This window comes from Winogradskyella sp. PC-19, from assembly GCF_002163855.1.
GTDB lineage: Bacteria > Bacteroidota > Bacteroidia > Flavobacteriales > Flavobacteriaceae > Winogradskyella.
Map to the genome: position 1 here is coordinate 2,656,566 of NZ_CP019332.1, position 16,139 is coordinate 2,672,704.

At 32.3% G+C, this 16,139-nt stretch carries 20 protein-coding genes and 1 other RNA gene; 3 read left to right on the forward strand and 18 right to left on the reverse strand.

Translation table 11 applies throughout. From position 1 onward, the window contains the following. Positions 1–8: 8 nt before the first annotated feature. The 6 genes from BTO05_RS12260 to ssrA form a co-directional block, all read right to left on the reverse strand. A complete protein-coding gene (locus BTO05_RS12260; RefSeq protein ID WP_087492950.1) occupies positions 9–248 on the reverse strand; it encodes a hypothetical protein in 240 nt (79 codons plus the stop codon). A 9-nt stretch (positions 249–257) separates the two neighbouring features. Further along, a complete protein-coding gene (locus BTO05_RS12265; RefSeq protein WP_087492951.1) occupies positions 258–1,820 on the reverse strand; it encodes a protein adenylyltransferase SelO in 1,563 nt (520 codons plus the stop codon). Further along, the gene (locus BTO05_RS12270; protein WP_087492952.1) at positions 1,817–2,065 is read right to left on the reverse strand and encodes a glutaredoxin family protein; all 249 of its coding nucleotides are present in this window, start codon (positions 2,063–2,065) and stop codon (positions 1,817–1,819) included. Before BTO05_RS12270 ends, BTO05_RS12265 begins: the two co-directional genes overlap by 4 nt. A 16-nt stretch (positions 2,066–2,081) precedes the next feature. After that, positions 2,082–2,621 (reverse strand): peptide-methionine (S)-S-oxide reductase MsrA, encoded by a 540-nt coding sequence (msrA, locus tag BTO05_RS12275; protein WP_087492953.1) that lies wholly within the window; start codon positions 2,619–2,621, stop codon positions 2,082–2,084. Beyond that, a complete protein-coding gene (msrB, locus tag BTO05_RS12280; RefSeq protein WP_087492954.1) occupies positions 2,621–3,073 on the reverse strand; it encodes a peptide-methionine (R)-S-oxide reductase MsrB in 453 nt (150 codons plus the stop codon). Before msrB ends, msrA begins: the two co-directional genes overlap by 1 nt. A 226-nt stretch (positions 3,074–3,299) precedes the next feature. Next, positions 3,300–3,693, reverse strand: a transfer-messenger RNA (tmRNA) gene (gene ssrA / locus BTO05_RS12285). 126 nt (positions 3,694–3,819) lie between these two features. On the opposite strand from ssrA, the gene BTO05_RS12290 reads away from it, so the two are divergent. Further along, positions 3,820–5,028: an NAD(P)-dependent oxidoreductase gene (locus tag BTO05_RS12290; RefSeq protein ID WP_087492955.1), complete on the forward strand. Its 1,209-nt coding sequence runs from the start codon at positions 3,820–3,822 to the stop codon at positions 5,026–5,028. Here BTO05_RS12290 and BTO05_RS12295 read toward each other — a convergent pair. The 9 genes from BTO05_RS12295 to BTO05_RS12335 all read right to left on the reverse strand — a co-directional run bounded on the left by BTO05_RS12295 (position 5,007) and on the right by BTO05_RS12335 (position 12,283). Further along, positions 5,007–5,669, reverse strand: a complete 663-nt coding sequence (locus BTO05_RS12295) for a DUF1361 domain-containing protein (protein WP_087492956.1) — start codon at positions 5,667–5,669, stop codon at positions 5,007–5,009. The genes BTO05_RS12290 and BTO05_RS12295 overlap by 22 nt on opposite strands. Then, positions 5,666–6,055, reverse strand: coding sequence for a DUF2809 domain-containing protein (locus BTO05_RS12300; protein WP_087492957.1), 390 nt, complete (start codon positions 6,053–6,055; stop codon positions 5,666–5,668). The genes BTO05_RS12295 and BTO05_RS12300 overlap by 4 nt, the downstream gene beginning before the upstream one ends. Beyond that, the gene (locus BTO05_RS12305) at positions 6,052–6,363 is read right to left on the reverse strand and encodes a hypothetical protein (RefSeq protein WP_087492958.1); all 312 of its coding nucleotides are present in this window, start codon (positions 6,361–6,363) and stop codon (positions 6,052–6,054) included. Before BTO05_RS12305 ends, BTO05_RS12300 begins: the two co-directional genes overlap by 4 nt. Before the next feature lie 71 nt (positions 6,364–6,434). Continuing rightward, on the reverse strand, positions 6,435–7,817 hold the full coding sequence (gene creD / locus BTO05_RS12310; RefSeq protein ID WP_087492959.1) for a cell envelope integrity protein CreD: 1,383 nt from the start codon (positions 7,815–7,817) through the stop codon (positions 6,435–6,437). Between the two features lie 4 nt (positions 7,818–7,821). After that, positions 7,822–8,325: a Coq4 family protein gene (locus tag BTO05_RS12315; RefSeq protein ID WP_087492960.1), complete on the reverse strand. Its 504-nt coding sequence runs from the start codon at positions 8,323–8,325 to the stop codon at positions 7,822–7,824. Positions 8,326–8,380: 55 nt separating this feature from the next. After that, positions 8,381–8,677, reverse strand: a complete 297-nt coding sequence (locus tag BTO05_RS12320) for a winged helix-turn-helix domain-containing protein (protein WP_087492961.1) — start codon at positions 8,675–8,677, stop codon at positions 8,381–8,383. A gap of 267 nt (positions 8,678–8,944) precedes the next feature. Beyond that, positions 8,945–9,232 carry a hypothetical protein gene (locus BTO05_RS12325; protein ID WP_087493359.1) on the reverse strand — a complete coding sequence of 96 codons (288 nt, stop codon included), beginning with the start codon at positions 9,230–9,232 and terminating at the stop codon, positions 8,945–8,947. Between the two features lies 1 nt (position 9,233). Then, positions 9,234–9,848 (reverse strand): hypothetical protein, encoded by a 615-nt coding sequence (locus BTO05_RS12330; protein ID WP_087492962.1) that lies wholly within the window; start codon positions 9,846–9,848, stop codon positions 9,234–9,236. Positions 9,849–9,916: 68 nt separating this feature from the next. After that, the gene (locus BTO05_RS12335; RefSeq protein ID WP_087492963.1) at positions 9,917–12,283 is read right to left on the reverse strand and encodes a T9SS type B sorting domain-containing protein; all 2,367 of its coding nucleotides are present in this window, start codon (positions 12,281–12,283) and stop codon (positions 9,917–9,919) included. A gap of 173 nt (positions 12,284–12,456) precedes the next feature. On the opposite strand from BTO05_RS12335, the gene BTO05_RS12340 reads away from it, so the two are divergent. Continuing rightward, positions 12,457–12,795, forward strand: a complete 339-nt coding sequence (locus BTO05_RS12340) for a hypothetical protein (RefSeq protein ID WP_232459738.1) — start codon at positions 12,457–12,459, stop codon at positions 12,793–12,795. Here the strand turns inward: BTO05_RS12340 and BTO05_RS12345 are convergent. Continuing rightward, complete coding sequence (locus tag BTO05_RS12345) at positions 12,787–14,028, reverse strand: glycosyltransferase family 39 protein (RefSeq protein ID WP_087492965.1); 1,242 nt, start codon at positions 14,026–14,028, stop codon at positions 12,787–12,789. The two genes, BTO05_RS12340 and BTO05_RS12345, sit on opposite strands and share 9 nt — an antisense overlap. Continuing rightward, positions 14,029–14,742 carry a glycosyltransferase family 2 protein gene (locus BTO05_RS12350; protein WP_087492966.1) on the reverse strand — a complete coding sequence of 238 codons (714 nt, stop codon included), beginning with the start codon at positions 14,740–14,742 and terminating at the stop codon, positions 14,029–14,031. It lies immediately after the preceding gene. 60 nt (positions 14,743–14,802) lie between these two features. Between BTO05_RS12350 and BTO05_RS12355 the strand changes: the two genes are divergently transcribed. Then, complete coding sequence (locus tag BTO05_RS12355) at positions 14,803–15,186, forward strand: DUF1801 domain-containing protein (protein ID WP_087492967.1); 384 nt, start codon at positions 14,803–14,805, stop codon at positions 15,184–15,186. On the opposite strand, the gene kdsA is transcribed toward BTO05_RS12355, so the two are convergent. Next, positions 15,176–15,994 carry a 3-deoxy-8-phosphooctulonate synthase gene (gene kdsA, locus BTO05_RS12360; RefSeq protein ID WP_087492968.1) on the reverse strand — a complete coding sequence of 273 codons (819 nt, stop codon included), beginning with the start codon at positions 15,992–15,994 and terminating at the stop codon, positions 15,176–15,178. The genes BTO05_RS12355 and kdsA overlap by 11 nt on opposite strands. Between the last annotated feature and the right edge of the window lie 145 nt (positions 15,995–16,139).

Consider the following 16,139-nt stretch of genomic DNA (forward strand, 5'->3'; position numbering starts at 1 on the left):
TATGAGTTTTATGAGAATAGGAATTGGTACATTTTGTCACCTATCCAATATCCAAATCCTAAAATTATTGGGTATGCGAGAAATAGCCATACATAATCTATTATTCTTATTACAATTTCTTTTTCACCGGATGCTGTCAAAAATTCAATAAATCCGTACCAAGTCATTATGTTAAGCTTATAGGCAATAAAATTTGCGACTATAGCCGTTAACAATATAAAAATACCAATAAAATAAATTCGCATCATAACCTGTTTTTAAGAACTACAAGATAACATAGAACAACCCACTTTATGTCTTGCCCATTCTGGACGTTTTGCAAACCATTTTATGTTTTTTGGCTGCTCTGCATACGGATTTTTTAAGAGTTGAAATAACGCATCGATTAAATCGTAGTTTCCATTGTTGGCGTCGTCAATGGCGAGTTGGGCCATATAATTTCTAAGTACATATTTTGGGTTTATCAAATCCATTTTAGTTTTTCGTTCTAAATCTGAAAATTTTTCTTTTTCTAATCTAAAACTGTAGCGATCAAACCAATCACCCCATTGTTGCGCAATGGTATCAGCAACGTCATGTGACTTATAAAAGGCATCATTTACAACTTCTAAACCTTTTATACTATTATCTTTATTGAAGTTACTTAACAATCTAAAAAAGATAGTCATATCTGTTTCCGTCAGCTGAAGAATATCTTCTAAAGCTTGAATAAATTGTTGGTCCTTGGCATCATCCTCAAATAAACCTAGTTTAGATTTCATCATTGCCAGCGACTTGGTTTCAAATCCATTTTTGTAATTCTCTAATATTTTTTCCAGAGGTTCTGCGTCCTCAATTAAAGGATATAATGCGTTAGCAAGTTGGTATAAGTTCCATAATCCAATATTGGGTTGATTGGCAAAACGATAGCGTTTGTTTTGAGCATCAGTCGTGTTAGGTGTCCAACCAAAGTCAAATCCTTCTAACCAACCGTATGGGCCGTAATCTATCGTTAATCCTAAGATACTCATGTTGTCAGTATTCATAACTCCATGAACAAAACCAACGCGTTGCCAATGGATTATCATATCTAAAGTCCGCTGCATGACTTGATCAAAAAACAAAATATAGGTATCTTTTGAAGGTTTACCTAAATGCGAAAAATGATGTTTGATTGTATAATGAACAAGAGATTTTAGATTTTTATGGTCTCCACGAGCAGAAAAGATTTCAAAATTTCCAAAACGAAGAAATGATGGTGAAACTCTAGATACAATAGCACCTTTCTCGTATGCCTGATTACCATCATAAAGCATATCTCGCATCACTTGATCACCAGATAATGCTAATGATAACGCTCTTGTTGTTGGCACACCTAAATGGTGCATGGCTTCACTACATAAATATTCTCTGATAGAAGATCGTAATACCGCCAAACCATCTCCACTACGAGAATATGGTGTTTCTCCAGCACCTTTTAACTGAATCGTCCATTGCTTGTTATTATGGTTAACATCAAAAAGATTTATAGCTCGCCCATCACCTAATTGTCCAGCCCAACGTCCAAACTGATGACCACCATAGCACATGGCATAAGGATTTGTCTTTTCTAAAACCTTGTTACCTGTAACAATATTTATAAAATCTTTCGATTTTAAATCTTCATTTGTAAAACCTAAATCTTTAGAAAAATCTGTGGCAACATGTATCAACTTTGGATTAGTAGTTTTCTTGGGTGTGACATAACTAAAACATGCCTCATTTACTTGGCGTCTTGTGTTTGTTTTAATTGAGTCACCAGGCAGTTCTTCAGTAAAATTGCTTTTAATTTTTAGATTCATAATAATTTACTAAGCCACTTGTTCAAATCTTTCTCGGATGGATTTCTTAGTTTTTTTTCTCCAATAGTTATTGATGGAAAATTAAGTTTTCGATTAGTGTACAAGTTACGTAATTCTTCGGCATGAGTTTCATTTTCTTCGACATCGTAAAAAGAAAAATTAAGTTTACGACTTTCAAAAAAAGATTTGTAGTATTGGGTTTTATGGCACCTTTCGGTGCCATAAATTTTAATTTTAGTTTCCATTAAATGATTTGGATTGCTATTTAAGTTTATCCGAATGTAATTTACGGAGTTTTGCCAATTTTGGGTCAATCACAAAACCACAATATCCATATTCTGGATTGTTTTTATAAAAGTCTTGATGTTCTTTTTCTGCTTCGTAAAACGTAACTGCTTCAGATAACTCTGTTACAATAGGGTTTTCGTAATACTTAGACAATTCATCAATTACTGTCTCTGCGATTTCTTTTTGCTTGTAATTATGATAAAAAATTACAGAACGATATTGTGTTCCTCTGTCTGCTCCTTGACGATTTAATGTCGTAGGGTCATGAGTTGTCATAAAAATGACAAGGATATCTTCGTAACTAATCACATTAGCGTCAAAAGTGACTTGCACAACTTCGGCGTCACCAGTTAATCCAGAACAGACTTCTCTGTATGTTGGTCTACCCGGAGCTTTACCGCCACTATAACCGGATACTACGTTTTCTACACCTTTTATTTCTTGAAATACTGCTTCTGTACACCAAAAGCAACCGCCGCCAATAGTAGCGATTTGTAAATTTTTAGTTGTCATTAGGCAGTCTCCTTATTTAAGGTCATAGATTCTGAATTAATACAATAGCGTAATCCACTTGGTTCTGGACCATCAGGAAATATGTGTCCTAAATGTCCATCACAGGTATTACACATAACCTCTACGCGCACCATACCAAAAGATGAATCTTTTTCGTACTTAATAGCATTCTCTTTGATAGGCTGCGTAAAACTTGGCCAACCAGAACTTGAATTAAATTTTATTGTAGAATCAAATAAGGGTGTGTCACAACACACACAATTGTATTGCCCTTCGTCATAAATGCTACAAAGAGCTCCACTATGTGGGCGTTCTGTTCCTTTTTGTCTAGTAATTCTGAATTGTTCTGGAGTTAATTGCGCCATCCATTCGGCTTCAGATTTTTCAACACGCTTGTCTGGCGTTGGATTTCCGTTTACGGAAAAGTTAATTACATCTTTCCAAGTTAGCATACCTTTGGTTCCTTTCTTTCTGTGAGTTAATGTTTTATTAATTAGGTCAGAAACAACCTTACTATTGTAATCAATAAGATTAATTTTAGTCGAAGTTTTTCGGTTTCTTTTCTAGTTAATAAATATGCTTTATTTAGATGTAAAATTAGTCGAAATAACAGCTAATACCTTACGAAAGGAATTGTAAAATAAAAACTCACTATAGATCATCTCTATAGTGAGTTTTTTGTGGAGTCGGAGAGAATCGAACTCTCGTCCAAACAAGTAACCAAAGAGCTTTCTACACGTTTAGTTTTTTCTTAGTTTTCGATTGTAAGCCGATTAAAAACATTCTACTTACAACTTATCTTCTAAATCTCGAAAAGGCATTAAAGCACTACCTAATCTTAGTTAATATTTACGATGCCTCTAAATAGAACGCCATTAACCAAGGCTTTCCGGAGACATAAAGCTTGCCCACCTAGTGAGCCGAGGCTTAATCTTACTATAATTCAGATTATGCAGCTAAAGCGTAGTTATTCTCGCCGTTTAAAATTTGGTCTAGCCTTTTACGTGTTTCAATGCCATTACACGACGTGCTTACCATTTAATTAATCTCGCTGTCAAAACCAGTCGACCCCATAAATGATAAAAGGATGGCGAAGTTACAAAAAAAGTTGTGCAACCTCTTAAATCCAAGTATTTTTGAACAAAAATTATTCCAGACTAATTTATAGTCGTTTTGTCAGTAATTTAAACCTATAAGTATGAAATTCGCCATTATAAAAGAACGCAAAAATCCGCCAGATAGACGAGTGGTATTTTCACCTGAAAAATTGGCCGAAGCAAGAACACAATTTCCTAGTGCAGAATTTGTAGTAGAATCCTCAGATATCCGCATTTTCCCTGATGAAGCGTATAGAGCTTTAGGTTTTAAGGTTACTGACGATGTTTCGGATGCTGATGTTATGATTGGTGTTAAGGAAGTTCCTGTTGAAAATTTAATTCCGAATAAAAAATACTTTTACTTTTCTCATACCATAAAGAAACAACCTTACAATAGGAAGTTACTTAAAGCAATGCTAGACAGACATATTGAAATGTATGATCATGAGACTATTGTCAAAGAAAATAATGCTAGACTTATAGGCTTTGGCCGCTATGCGGGATTAGTAGGTGCCTATAATGGATTTAGAGCTTTGGGACTCAGAGACGGTTTGTTTAGCCTCCCAAAAGTAGAAACACTTGCTGACCTGAATGCAGTAAAGGCACAACTTGATAAAATCTCAGTACCTAATATAAAAATACTCTTAACAGGTACAGGCAAAGTGGCGTATGGTGCAAAAGAAATTTTGGATCATCTTAGCGTAAAACAAGTTAGTGACGCATTGTATTTGACGTCACAGTTTACTGAACCTGTTTATTGTATGGCAGATGTTATGGAATATGCCAAGCGTAAAGATGGTAAGGTAGGAGAGAAGTACGCTTTTTACAAGGATCCAAGTGAATATGAGAGTAATTTTATGGCTTACGCTAAAGAAACCGAATATTTTATTGCTGGGCATTTTTATGGGAATAATGCACCGTATTTGTTTACTAGAGATGACGCAAAACACCCAGAGTTTAGAATTAATTTGGTAGCAGATATCTCTTGTGATATCGATGGTCCAGTGGCAAGTACAATTAGACCATCTACTATTGCAGAGCCTTTTTATGGTTATAATCCAGAAACCGAGGCCGAAACTACTTTTAATAATAGCAATGCAATAACTGTAATGGCAGTAGATAATTTACCTTGTGAATTACCAAAGGACGCTAGCGAAGGTTTTGGTGAAGCATTTTTAGAGCATGTGATTCCTGCATTTTTTGATGAGGACCAGAATCGTGTATTAGAACGTGCGTTGATAACAACAAGCAAAGGAGAACTTACCAAACGTTTTTCTTATTTACAGGATTATGTAGAAGGTAGGGAATAGATTTTCTTAAACATTGAGTAAACTATAAATAAAAATCCTCCGAATCCAAAAGTAAATAACCAAACTTCGGAATGTTCAAAAGGATGAAAAAGCATTTTCATTACATCTAATATTAACTTATTAGGATTGCTAAGTATTTCCCAAGAATTGTATCTAAGAAATCGCCCTAGATATACACCAAATCCGCATAAGAATATTACTGTCGTCATAATTATACTTCCATAAGACTTATTGAGGTACTGTTTTAATAAAGTCGTCATTTCGTTTAGGGATAAAAAGAAAAGTAACATTCCAGTAATAGCAAAGGACGAAATTACCAATATATCTAACCAGAGCATATGAGTTGTGCTCACTTTAAGGTGCAATAAGTCTGTAATGATATAAGGTGCATTTGGTAAAAAGAGTAGCCAAATACAAAAACCAAAACTTAGTTTTATTTTAGTCAGTTTTATCCGGCTTAAATACATTGTTATGGCATAAGGAATAATAGCTAAAAAAACATTCCAAACTAGAAATAAGTAAAAGAATGATTTATTCAGTTTTATTCTAATCATAAGTAGAACAAAACTCATTACCAATGCGGAGAAGAGCATGTATAAGTTTTCAAATTTGTGAATTATAAGTGTTTTTAATGTTTTCATATGTCACTGTTTATAGGTTTATTATAATTTGTTTCGATATGCAGAATTGTTAAGACTCCTGATGTGTATGCTATTATATCAGTAAACTGAAATGTAGTGCCAAAAACAAGTTTTGCAATTTTATTGTTTCCTAGATTGAAAAACTCTAAAACCGGCCAGAGTTGAAATAATTCAATACTAAATGAAATTATTAGTACAATAATGGCCGCTGTCCAAACTCTTATATTAATTATACTTTTTAAGCCTGTATATAATAGAATAACTACGAGGTAATCACCAAAAGTATGTCTTATAAACCCTGTTTTTAGGTATAGAGCAATACAGAATTCAATAGCGAAAAATAGTAATGCTAAGATGAAGTACGTTTTGTTGAATTGAAGATTCATAATAAAAATTTATGCCCTGGAAATGTTGCTATCATATAGAAATATAGAATCGCGATAGGGATATTTATGAGCATTGTTATAATAGTTTTTAGTGCTTCTAAACGATCGATTCTGTTAAGAATTGCTGCCCCAATAATAACAGTTAGTATGACTGTGTTTGTAATTATTGCAGCAATGACAAAGAGAAATGCTAGAAATACACTTACAACAGATTCACCATAATAGAGGTAGAGCGATAAGAAAATAGTACCAATGACAAAGCTGACTAAAGCAATTGTTTTTCCTGTATTGTTGATGTTGTTTTTCATTTTAAGAGCTTTTATTAAACCTCGTTCATTTCGATAAATTGAAAGCGGAACGAGGTCAAACCACCAACTAATTAATCGTTATGCCAATCTATTTTACGGGATACAAACATTACTGATGCTAAGATGAGAAAGAGTCCAATGCTACCTACTAAAAGTGCATAGTTTTCTAACTGAATAATTACATAAATAAATGCATAAAGTGCAGATAGCGAAACACCTATAAATGCTGAGAATTTTAGACTTTTTAATATAGATTTAGAGTAAATGGTAATCAATGTCACAACTGAAACACCAGCTACTAAATACGCCTTTAAGAAATTACTATGCTCTGATATAGAAACTAGTAATGTATAGAACATGGTTAAGGCTAAACCAATCATTAGATACTGAAATGGATGAATATGTATTTTACTCATGGTTTGTATTAAGAAAAAAATTAAAAATGTTAGACCAATTACTAAAAACCCATATTTGGCAGAGCGCTCACTTTTTTGATATTCATCTACTAAAACGACGAATTTTGTCCCAAACCCAAACTGTGTTAAATTGGGGATTTTATTTAAATACAATTGTGAAAATGCCCGGTTAATTGATAAGACTTTCCAATTGACTTTAAATCCTTCCTCAGTAATACTTCTTGTTTCGTCATCTGGAGAGTATGCTCCTATAAAGCCCGGATCAGCCCAATTTGATGTCATAGACATGGTTGAGGTTTTTCCAACTGGAATCATTTGTATTTGCTCGCTCCCATCATAAGAGACTTGCATATTAAATGAAAAAGTATCTTTTAGAATATCTTGATTTATGAATCCTGTTTCTAACTCATCTAAGCGGTTTTTATAATTGTTATTATCACTAAAATTGGTATCGAAATTATATGGCGTGTCATTTAACTTTACCATCATTTCGGTTTTTATGCCTTTTACGTTTGTGGTTTTAAAGATTAGCGTCGCTTTATCCCAAACAACATCCTCGTTTTTAATGTCTTTAGATTTTAAATCAGGTGCTTTATATTCGCCATTAATGTTGAAATCTGAAGTAAATACAGCGGATTCAAAATTCCCTAGATACATTGATTTTGATTTTACATCCGTTTTGACATCTAGTTTTTCTGGGAATAGATACGCATAGTTTATTTGTGTTTCTGTTTCTTTAAAATAAGTCTTTGACTTTTGGTTATAAGTTGTTTTTTCTGAATAAGTCTTGTATGGTAATTTTAAAACTGGGCCATAAATTAAGACATCACTTCCCCATTTGTCATTGATTTCATTTACCACATCTGTTTGTCTATAGGAGCGCTCTCTAATAAGACTATTTATGTATGATAACGGAATAAGCAATACAATTACCAAAAAACCGACCATAAGCATTCTTGCAGTAATCGATGTTTTTAACCAATACGTAAATCTGTTAGACTGTTGTTTTTCTTGTTGAGGTGTTCTAGACTGTTCCATGGATTTAAAAGTTTAAGACGTTATTATTTATGTTTTGTATTTGATATTTTGAGAATATAGATGTCCGTAAATCGTCAATAGGTATACATAGAAGTTTCTTGTAGTCAAATTGATGGAATGCGTTTGCCGATTTACCTATTTTATAAGACTTGTAATAGTATTTGTAATAATCAGGTAGAATTGCAACGCCAAGTATAATGGCACCATAGAGGTAAGGACTGCGTTTTCCATTACCATAACACAGGAATTGTAAGGCGATTTCGTCTTGTACTTTTGTGCTGTAGTCGCATAGTACATGATAGCAATCATGACGCTCTACTTTCGGTATAAGTTCAAAATTATTTGAAGTTAAAAAGTCTCCGAGATGCCAACCAAACGTATATTGTGGGTAATCTAGAAGTTGAGTTTTAGAAATCCCCCAAGCATCGTGATTTTTGAACATAGACGTATATATACGTTGCGAATGTTTAAATAGAAATATGATAAATTGTTTTCTGATTTTTTTCATTTTAAAAGTACTTTGAAATACAAAGTAAATACGCAAAAAAAATGTTTTTGGATTTTTACTCTGTCTTTTTTATTAATTTTTCTAGGGCATTAATATGTTTTTTAAATTCAGATTTACCAAGTTTTGAAGCACTATAACGTGTATTTGGTTTTTTACCTATAAATTGTTTTTCGATTAAAATATACTCAGCCTTTTCTAAAGCTTTGGTATGGCTCGCTAGATTACCGTCTGTAGCTCCAAGCAATTCTTTTAGCGTATTAAAATCTGCATACTCATTTACCATAAGTACAGACATGATACCTAATCGAATACGATGGTCAAAGAGTTTGTTTATGTTGGTGATTATGCTCAATTTTTAATTTTCAGGGTTCAATATTCAGTTTTGCTTTATTTTTTCAAGACTTTTCGGGATACATCTTTTACTAATATCACACCAAGAATTAACAGAGTTATGCATATGATAAGCGTTATAGTGTTGCCAATAATTGGTAGTACATTGAAATCAATACACTCTAACTCGCCTAGTTTTTTTCCTCTATAGAAGGCGATATAAAGCGAAAGTAACAAAAGTAAATAACCAAGATATTTTTTAAAGTTTGAATTCATCTTCACTGTTATTTTAACTTCCTGCAATTGGTGAGCCAAAAATACCTACCGCCATTTCTGCCCACAAAAGTAGTAATACAAAAAGTATGATTACGATAAAAATTGTTTTATGATTCTTATTGCTAAATAATCGTAAAGAAGTTTCTATTGCAATAGATGTTAGAATTAATAAAACACCAGCTACAATAAAATCTGTTAATTGCCAATTGATTTCATCTGTATATTGCATCGCAATTAATGGAAGTAATAATACAAGTAAAATACAAGTAATATATACCGAAAATCTTTTTTGAATATTCATATTATTTGTTTTTAATATCATACTTAAAATGCATCCATGTTCCGTAGACAATATGCATAATTCCGAAACCAATTACCCAAAGCCAAAAACCATAACCAGGAAATAAAGCTGCAATTAGTCCTAATATAATTTCGATATAGCCTAAATATTTAATATCACCAATACTATATTTTGAGGCATTTACTAGAGCTAAGCCATAGAAAATCAGCATTAATCCACCTGTTTGTCCGTATCGACCTTGACTTAAAATAATTAGGCAATATAAACCTCCAACTACAAGGGGAATCAAGAAATTAAACAACAAACGCTTTGATGAACTGTCCCATATTTTTTCATTATTCTTTTTTGCTTTTCTTGTAGTAAGTATTATTCCTGTGACTATACTAAATAAAGCAACTAGAAATAAAATTAGCATAGCTGTTCTAAATACCCAACCATCCAAATATAATTCACTATTACTGTAAGTTGTAACTAGCCAAAACGCTGTAAAAGCTCCAATTAAAGCATATATGCCTGCCATGATACCGGATAGGCCACTTAAGGATATAAACCTCGAGGATTTATTCATTAGGTTTTTAATCTCACTAATGTCTTTTAGATATTCTTCGTTGCTCATAATTAAAGTACTTTGAAATACAAAGTAAAATAAAACAATTCATTTCACAAAATTTTAAATGAATATAATTAGCGTTTTAATGTGAAGTGACCGTGATGTACTTTACCGTTTTGTCTAACGACCCTAAACCAGTAGTCAGATGTAGGCATTTTTACACCATCGGATGTTCCGTCCCAACCGCGGTCATAATAGCTCATTGTTTCGAGTAACTTACCGTATCTATTAAAAATTTGAATTTCAATATCCTCTTCTCTAAAATTATTTATTACACGCCAATAGTCGTGTCTTCCATCTCCGTTAGGAGTAAAAAATTTATCATAGTAAAGTAAAAACAAAGTTTCACTTTCTATTGTTTTTTGACAATCTACATCTCTCACATATACTTTATAGTCTTCTTTAAATGGTAAATTTTTAAGTATAGGTGATTCTTGAAAGTTAATACCATCAGCTGAAAATTCGTAATTACCTGTTCTGTCTAAAATAACTTCTATAGAGTTGTGATATTGACTCCAGTCAATTACCTTAATTTCTAATATTTCAGGCAATTCATCACCAACTCTAACTGAAATTCTTGCTTGCGCTTCACATGTGAAATCACCGAAATCTTTTACTACTGTTAATGTATAAATTCCAGGAGTAAAAACCTGGATGTTTTGTGTCATCTCACCATTAGACCATGCATAGCTTAAAAAATCATCTGGGGCTTCTAATATAAGACCAGCTCTATCATTGCATATATATTGAATTTCAGGTATATTAAGGTCTATATATTCTGGAGTAATTATCTCAAAACTTTTTATATCATAGCATTGTGGATTAATTAAGTTTTGCACTCTTACCCAGATGGTTTTTGTGCCAATTTCTGGAATAATTTCAAATTCTTCACTACTTAATGTTAATGCGTCATTTTCAGAAAGAAAATAAGATACTTTAAAGGCGCTTGAATCCAATTCGCTCAAAATATCTAAATCATAATTTGAAAAATAAATAGTAGTATTTTCCGAGCATATATAAATATCTGCCGGTTGATTTATTACCGGAGATGCATAAATGGTGACATCTTTTGTGTCTGAATAAAATATAGTGTTTGTGTCGTTATCAATAGCTTCTACAGTTACTGTATATGTGCCTGGAGCATTATAGGTATGAAAAACGTTTTCACCATTTGCGATAGAGCCGTCGCCTAAGTCCCATCTATATGTAGGATCTCTTAACGAGGATGTATAATAAAATTCCATAGCTTCACCTTCACATATATTTTTATAAGAAATGCCTTCTGGGTATTTTGGAGGTAAAAATGTTGGTAAATCTAATAGATTAGAACCAGATAGATTTAGAACATTGGATTGGTAATCGCAATCTAAACCTAAAACATTTGGTTCTTTTATTGATCCTATATATTCGTCGCCTCTCTTTATGCTAAAAATTTGGCCATCAGGTCCACGTTTTAAGTACGGAAAAGGAGCTGCTTCAATTATAGTTACAGGTGAGGGAATGTTTTCTAAGTTAGATAAATCGTACTGTTTTATGGCTCCACCAACGTAAGCTGAATAAAACACCTTACTGTTAGACGAAAACTCTATACCCGATGAAGGTATACTAGCCATCGGCTCTGTAGGTTCGCTGTCTTCAAAAATTAAATTAAGTCTTCCGTTTAAGTTATTGAAACTTGATAAAAGGACTTTACTAGTAAAGCCACCACTTTCCTCTGCAAATAAAGGAAAACCAGTGACAATTAGTTTGTTGTCTGGTGAAACTTCCATATTACCAAACTTAATTGCACTACCATTAACAAAGCTAAAACCAGCTTGTGAGGTAACTGGGCTAGAAGATATACCATTTTCTGTTATTAAATAGGCATAATAACGACTTTTCCGGATGCATATTAACCAAGCATCAATGCCATTTGCATGCTGAGCAATAACCATATGTTGACCAGTATCGTTGGCCATTAGGATGTGTTTTTTATCTGGGACTAATCCTCCACGACCATTATTCATAGACATATCTACAACCGTGTAAGTGAGTCTATTTTTAATACCATCCATTATTGTAATAAAAACATAATATCTGTCAGCGTTACTTGGATCGCGTGCAACAGCAGCTTGTGATTCCCTGAAAGCATATTCATCTGTTGGAGAGTTTAGAAGATTTTCATGAAATTTGTTTTTAAAAGTTCTTCCATCTGAATAAAACAAAAGATTTCCTTTATCATCAGTAGCACAAATAAGATTGTCTGGGCCTTCAATAATTCCAAGAAAGACATTACGTGGTATGTTGTTATCACTTAAGTTTTCATAACTACCACCAGTATAACGCATACCCGCTAATTGCCCAAAGTACCAGAAGTCTCTTTCGCCTTGTCCATGTATGTTACTAATAGACAAAAATGCCAAAAAAATAAGTAATTGTATGCCCTGTGTGTTTTTTAACAAGCGTTAGAATTGGTTTGGTTAATTTGTGTTTAAAATATATTGTTATGTATCAAAAATTGTACCATTGTAAAAAGATAGTTTACTGTATATTATTGATAATTAGAAGATGGAGTTCTTTTTAGTTTTAAAGTTTTTTAACTAAATTTAGAATCTAACTAAAAAATCTAAAACTAATGATGTCTTTACTTTTAACAATAGCTTGTATTACAGGTGGAATTCTATTAGGCCTTGCAACACTAGATAAATGGGATGGCGAAGCTAACTTTTTCAATAAAATAGCAGGATATTTAGTGCCATTTCAAACAGTAATAGGCGGTGCTTTGATTTTCTTTGGTATATGGAATTTTTGGGGAAATCTACTTTACACGGCTGTTGAGCTTATCGGAGGCTTATTATTAATAACTCATGTTATTAAAGTTGAGTCAATTAAAAAAATATCGGCTAAACTTATGCCATTTAAGGCTATAGTTGGAATTGCTTTATTAGTAGTTGGTATTTTGAGATTATTTTAATTTCAGTATTATGAATTTTTGTAGCATGTAACTAATCCATATCAAAAGCATAGGTAATAAAATATCTAAAAATCTTGGATAGCTAGATAGCAGGCTAACGCCACCAATATAAATGATTATAAAACTTCCTAAAAAATAAAAAATAGGTTTTATTTTTTTAGAATGTTTTAAGGTCAACAACACTGTTATTACTGTAAGAAATAATAAGACACCCTTAAACATTGTATTTATAAAAACACTTTTGGATGGTTTGTATTCAGTTGAATATGGTGAGTTAAAAAATAAACGGTTTAAATTATACATCCAATTTTTAAAAAATTTAAACTTATTATTTTTTATGTTTTCTATAGCCTTTTCTTTCAGCGCAATATCCTTATCAACAGGATGAAGGTTTTGTATGGAGTTAACAAAACTACCATGATTTTTATAGAGTTTGGGTTTTTCTTTTAGGGTAGTGAAGGAGTGCCAGTCACCATATTCATCTTCATAAGGCGTACTCATCCAATATAAACTCATACCTCCAGAATCTCCAAAATATAACAATTTGTTTGTTAGAGAATAAGTGTAGGCTAGATAAGGTGTAGTAAAACTAAAACTTAAAAATAATAGAATGGCATATTTTCTTGAGGTCTTATGAGATTTTTTATTAAATAAAAATGGAATTGTAATTGCAAATAATGCCATAACTACATAGGCAAAAATAATTTTTGTTAAGACCAAATAGCCTAAAGAGAAGGCTGCAAGCCATTTGTTTTTATTTGAGTTTTTATTCGAATAAAGTAATAGGTTGTATGAAAACAAACTAGTTAAGAAGAAGCATAAAGCTTCAGTAAGTATAAATGGTATTGCTTGAGCTAAAAAAGGATAATACAATCCTAAAATCAACGCTACATAAATAGCTTTTTTCTCTGGTATTAAAAGCTTTAGTGTTTTAAAAAAAAGAGTGATGCCAAAATATAAAAATAAAGCATTACATAATTTAGGAATCAAATAAGAACAATTAAAGAACTCAAATATTGTTAAGAAAATAGGATAGCCTGGACCATTCCACAAAAAATCATAGTCGTATGAAGTATGCGCATAGTAACCGTTTAAAAGATTATTTGCGTACCTTAAATAATCATCTTCATCACCAACTAAAATATTCTTTGATTTTACAATACATATAAGAAGATATACTAATAGTAGTGGTATAAATTTTAGATAATCATTTAGAAGCAAAATTTTTTTCATTTAAGATAGGTTATATTTTAGGATACACCATATTGCTCTAAATCCATCTTTCCAGTTTATTTTTTTTCCTTCTTTATAAGTTCTGCCGTAGTATGAAATTCCGACTTCGTATATTCTAATGTCTTCAATTTTAGCAATTTTTGCTGTGACTTCAGGCTCAAAACCAAAACGTTTTTCCTTTAATTTTAAGCTTTTTAGTATGTCTGCTTTAAATAATTTATAGCAGGTTTCCATATCAGTTAAGTTAAGGTTGCTAAAGGCATTGGATAGGAATGTCAAAAATTTATTTCCGATAGAATGCCAGAAAAATAAAATTCTGTGTGGATTGTTACCAACAAATCGAGAGCCATATACTACGTCAGCATGACCATTTTCAATTGGTCTTAGTAACACATTATATTCGGCTGGGTCGTATTCTAAATCTGCATCTTGAATTATTATGTAATCACCAGTGGCATGTGTGATACCTGTATGTATTGCAGCGCCTTTCCCTTTGTTTTTATTATGTTTAAAGTATGCTATGTTTAATTCTGGATTATCTTTAATATACTGATCAATGATTTGTTGCGTATTATCTGTAGAAAAGTCATCGATTATAAGAATAGATTTTTCGATATTAAAATCTAATTCAACAGCTTTCAATTTATCTAAAATTAGATGAATTGTTTTTGCTTCGTTGTAAGCAGGTACAATAATAGATATTACTTTAGCCATGTAAGTTTGTAGAATGAAATTCAAATATAAACTAATATATCAAACCCTTAGAGAGATAAAATGAATCCAGCTGAAAATTATATTCTGAGTCAAGAAGAACCTTTTAAAAGTATTTTGCTTCAACTTCAAAGTGTTATTGAAGCCTATGCATCAAATACAGAGTTATTGTTTAAGTGGCGCATCCCATTTTATTATTGTAATGGTATTCCTTTATGTTATCTTAATCAATCTAAAGATTATGTAGATTTAGCATTTTGGCATGGCGACAAAATAAAAAAGTATAGAGAGCATTTTGTGACCACAAACAGAAAATCTGTGACATCTTTGCGCTTTAAATCTGTTGAAGATATTAATGATGAGGTTATAGCTTACGTTATCCAAGAACAATTACGGATTAATATTAATCCATTTAAATTGACAAGAATCGGTAAGGCTAAAAACTAGTTACTACTTTTCTAATCTTAGTCAAGTTAGTCAATAGACTTTCTAGGTTATCTAAGTGTAACATATTAGCGCCATCACTTTTAGCGTTTGCTGGGTCAAAGTGAGTTTCTATGAATAAGCCGTCAACATTATTTACAACACCAGCACGAGCTATTGTTTCAATCATATCTGGTCTTCCACCAGTAACACCAACACTTTGATTAGGCTGTTGTAACGAATGCGTAACATCTAAAACCGTTGGCGCATATTCCCGCATGGTTGGGATACCTCTAAAATCTACAATCATATCTTGGTAACCAAACATGGTTCCTCTATCTGTAATCCAGGCATTTTCATTACCAGCATCTTTCACTTTTTGCACAGCATGTTTCATAGCTTCAGGACTCATAAATTGTCCTTTTTTTAGGTTAACAACTTTACCAGTTTTTGCAGCCGCAACTACCAAATCTGTTTGTCTAACTAAAAAGGCAGGTATTTGCAATACGTCTACATACTCTGCAGCCATTGCTGCATCAGAAGCCTCATGAATATCGGTTACAGTTGGCACATTAAAAGTTTCTGATACCTTCCTTAAGATTTTAAGCGCTTTTTCATTTCCAATACCAGTAAAACTGTCAATTCTACTTCGGTTAGCTTTTTTAAAACTCCCTTTAAAAACGTATGGAATTTCTAACTTATCAGTAATTGTAATGACTTTTTCAGCGATACGTAACGCCATGTCTTCACCTTCAATGGCACACGGGCCACAAAGCAAAAAGAAGTTATTAGAATTTGCATGTTTAATATTCGGAATATTTTGAAGTGCCATCCTTTGAAAACGTTTATAAATTTACGCTGCAAATATACCATAAGTTTCGGGTTATAAAATCGTAATTATGTGCACTTCTTAGTTTAAAAATCGTAAAAGAGATGTCGTAACAATTAACTAACCTAAAATCCAATAAATAAGCGTA